Annotated in this window: 3 protein-coding genes; all 3 read right to left on the bottom strand. The window is 62.4% G+C overall.

From position 1 onward, the window contains the following. A partial coding sequence (locus AB4Z11_RS29115; protein ID WP_442029309.1) for a glycoside hydrolase family 3 N-terminal domain-containing protein occupies positions 1 to 570 on the bottom strand: 570 nt, incomplete at its 3' end. 2 nt (positions 571 to 572) lie between these two features. Next, positions 573 to 1,937 carry a GH1 family beta-glucosidase gene (locus AB4Z11_RS29120; RefSeq protein ID WP_442029310.1) on the bottom strand — a complete coding sequence of 455 codons (1,365 nt, stop codon included), beginning with the start codon at positions 1,935 to 1,937 and terminating at the stop codon, positions 573 to 575. 70 nt (positions 1,938 to 2,007) lie between these two features. Beyond that, a partial coding sequence (locus tag AB4Z11_RS29125; RefSeq protein WP_442029311.1) for a substrate-binding domain-containing protein occupies positions 2,008 to 2,565 on the bottom strand: 558 nt, incomplete at its 5' end.

Consider the following 2,565-nt stretch of genomic DNA (forward strand, 5'->3'; position numbering starts at 1 on the left):
CTCGTAGGTACGTCCCCAGCGGTCGTCACGCACCACAGCGATGGTCGGACCAAAGATCCAGGCGATGCCGGTTGCGCGTACCGCCTTGCCGGTGGCTGCGCCGATTTCTTCTGCCAGTTTCGGATCGCGCGCCGCACCGAGGCCGATGTTATGCGGGAACAGCGTGGCGCCATAGATATTGCTGTTGCCGTGGATCGCGTCGATCCCCCAGATGACTGGCACCTTCACCGCCATATCAGTCGACATGGAGGCCTGGTGGTAGGCCTCCGCCAGGTCCAGCCAGTCCTTCGCGCTGGCGTGCTTGTTCCCTTTCGGCCAGCTGCCACCGCCGTTCAGCACGGAGCCGAGGTAGTAGCGCTTCACATCGTCAGGCGTGGTGGTCTTGATTTCCGGCTGCGTCATCTGGCCGATTTTCTGCTCAAGCGTCATTTTGCTCACGATTTCCTGCACGCGCTTCTCCAGCGCGTCGTCCTTCGCAATGGCGCTCTTGATATGCGGCCAGTCCTTCAGCGGGGCGGCAACGGCGGGAAGTGCGAGCGCTACGGCCAGCGCCAGGGTCAGTCTCTTCATTCTTATTTCTCCGATTTCAGGAAGGCGCGATACCACTTGCCACTGTCTTTCAGGCGGCGCTCCTGGGTTGCGTATTCAATGTGTACAAGGCCAAAGCGGCGCAGATAGCCCTCGGCCCATTCGAAATTGTCCACCAGGCTCCAGGCGAAATAGCCTTTCACCGGCACGCCTGCTGCAATGGCGGCCTTCAGCGCGTCCAGGTGGCGCATCAGGTAATGGCGGCGCTGCACGTCATGCACTTCGCCATTCGCTTCGACGGTGTCGTCGTAGCAGGAGCCATTCTCGGTGATGTAGATATCGCCGGGCTGGTAGTCCTGCTGGATGCGCACCAGCAGCTCGGTCAATCCCTCCGGCGCGACTTCCCAGCCCATGGCCGTGATATCCGAACCGCGAGGCGGCAGCACGCGTGCATCCAGCGGCTCGTGGCCCAGTGCGTTCGCGATAGTCTCGGGGAAGTAGTAATTCACACCGAGGAAATCAGTCTTGACGGACATGGCTTCCAGATCGCCTGGTCGCACGTCCGGTGCGGAAGCGCGCAGGCGCTCCATCGTCTCGGCCGGGTAGCCCTTGCCGAACAGCGGATCGAGGAACCAGCGATAGCGCAAGCCGTCGTGGCGCTCCATCGCAGCCCAGTCTTCCGCACTCGCACTGGCCGGACGCACCGGATGAAGGCTTAGCGAAATACCGACGCGCGCATCCGGGACGTTGGCGCGGATCAGAGGCACGGCTTTTCCATGCGAGAGAAGCACGTGGTGGCAGACCTGCAGCGCCGCATGCAGATCATGCTTGCCCGGCGCATGCACGCCCTCGAAGTTGCCGAGGATGGAGGTACACCATGGCTCGTTGTGCGTGATCCAGTTCGTCACCCGGTCGCCGAGGCGGCGCGACATGACGTCGGCGAACTCCAGGAAGCGGTCCACCGTCTCGCGTGACTCCCAGCCGCCGCGGTCCTGCAGATACTGCGGCAAGTCCCAGTGATACAGCGTGGCCCATGGGTCCAGGCCGCGTTCCAGCATGCCGTCCACCAGGCCCGAATAGAAATCGAGGCCCTTCTCATTCACTTTGCCCGCTTCGTTGATGATGCGCGGCCAGGCAATCGAGAAGCGGTAGGCATTCAAGCCCATATCCTGTGCGATCGCGAAGTCCTGCGGCCAGCGATGGTAGTGATCGCAGGCGACTGCGCCGCTGGAGCCATCGCGCACCTTGCCTGGCGTGGCGGCGAACCGGTCCCAGATGGATTCAACGCGCCCATCTTCGGAGCCTGCGCCTTCGATCTGGTAGGAGGAAGTAGCGCAGCCCCACAGGAAGTCCGTGGCAAAGTCGCTGCGCTTGGGCGCCTGGGGTTCGGTGCGGTCAGTAGTCGTCATGGTCAAAGTATGGAAAGGTTTCCAAGTTTAATTCAAAAAAAGCGGCCCGCCCCACGGGAGGCCGCTCATTTCATGAAGCTTTACGTTTTACGGCCGTGCTGGCGGCCTTTGCCAGCGATGCGCGCAGTGTCACGGTGACGGGGAAGCTGCGCGTTACCGGCCGCCTCAGGTCATAGCATTGATTCAACAACGCGCTGAGTCCATTCATCGTCATCTCGCGCCAGGGCATGTGCACCGACGTCAGGCGCGGGGCAGAGAACTCGGCGCTTGGCGTATCGTCATAGCCAATCACGGACAGATCATGCGGTACGCGAATGCCCGCCTCCTGGAAATAGGACAGCGCGCCGACCGCCATTTCATCGTTGGCGCAGAACAGCGCGCTGCAGCGATGGCCGGATTCGACCAGCTCTTTGGCCGCAGCCCAGCCGCCAGCTGGCGAGAAGTCGCTCTCGGCCACCCACATCTTGCCGGTATCGATGCCGTTCTGCTGCAATTCATCCATGAAGCCGTTGATACGGGCCACGCTGTCGGCGAGTCGCGAAGGACCTGCAATCACGGCGATGTCGCGATGCTTATGGTCCAGCAGCGCACGTGCGGCAAGGCGGCCGCCCAGTGCGTGGTCCACGGT

The organism is Pseudoduganella sp. RAF53_2 (assembly GCF_052113985.1).
Taxonomy (GTDB): Bacteria; Pseudomonadota; Gammaproteobacteria; order Burkholderiales; family Burkholderiaceae_D; genus Rugamonas.

Bases quoted from the DNA above. Each gene is read 5' to 3' on its own strand.
- AB4Z11_RS29120 (WP_442029310.1), bottom strand. From the start codon at position 1,937: ATGACGACTACTGACCGCACCGAACCCCAGGCGCCCAAGCGCAGCGAC.